This is a genomic window from Alkalilimnicola ehrlichii (assembly GCF_003399765.1).
In the GTDB taxonomy this organism is placed as follows: domain Bacteria; phylum Pseudomonadota; class Gammaproteobacteria; order Nitrococcales; family AK92; genus AK92.
In genome coordinates this window covers 1-995 of the sequence record NZ_NFZV01000084.1, presented here as the reverse complement: position 1 = coordinate 995, position 995 = coordinate 1, and the positions used below count along the sequence as shown (strand labels likewise).

At 66.5% G+C, this 995-nt stretch carries 1 protein-coding gene; it reads left to right on the top strand.

Features of this window, described 5'->3' with window-relative positions; genetic code table 11:
- Positions 1-995 (top strand): hypothetical protein (locus CAI21_RS23520; protein ID WP_220349087.1); only part of this gene is annotated, 995 nt, incomplete at both ends.

Below are 995 nucleotides of genomic sequence, written 5' to 3'. Positions count from 1 at the left end.
GAAGGCACCCCGGATTTCGGCGGCACGGGTGCCGGCGACGGCTTGCTGAGTTTTCGCCCGCGCTACTACGTGCCGGTCAAGGTCGCGATCTTCGACGAGGCCGAGACGCGCCGGCGGCGTAACGCGCTGCTAGCGGCGGGCCGGAGTGACGCGTTGGGAGAGGATCCGACTTACCGCTGGGTTTATCGCCCCGAGATGCAGTTTTCGCTATTCGATCTCGCCGAGCCTGCGGTTCAGCGCTGGGAGGAACGCGAGGCGGGAGAGGGCGAATTCGTGACCCTGGAGCCGGAGGACGGTGTGGGGGCTGAGGAGTTCGTGCGCATTCTCTACGATCTGGTGGCGGGGCCCCATGCGGCGCTGCCGCAGCTGGGCGATGGTCGCGGCCAGCAGCTGGTGTTCGCCGTGGGCGAGCAGGAGGTGATTGCCATTGTGGGCGAGGGGCAAACAGTTGAGTTCGCCGACCTTAGCCACCTGGCGCTGCTGAGTGCCCCGGAGCTGATGACCGTGCGGCTCTATCAGTTGGGCGACGCGGCCAACATCCTCTGGGAATGGGTACCGGGGCTTCCTCCGGGCTGGACCGTATCCTACAAGGCGCCGCACGAGGCGCGTTTCGTCGAGCCGGATGCGGATCTTTCCTCCGCGGAGGTACCGGTATTTCGGACCCTGGGCGGCATGCGTCTGAAGCTGGAGTACGAGCCTCAGCCGGGCGAGGAGATCCTACGCACCGAGTGGGCGTTGCCCGGACGTTTCGTGGAGAGCTTCCGGTCCGATGCCGCGACGGTGGTGCCGGCCGAGGCGGCCACCGAGGTTTATTGGGAGCCGGGCAACTGGCAGATCGACCCGGAGGACTTCGACGGGACGCTGACGCTTGATGTGATGACCGCTGCGGGACGAACGCAGCGCACCGAGCCGATTCGCCTTGTGCGCCGTGAGTTGGGGCCGGATGAGGACGAGCCGATGCAAGGCGCGGACGTGGCGATGCTGGAGGAAATGTT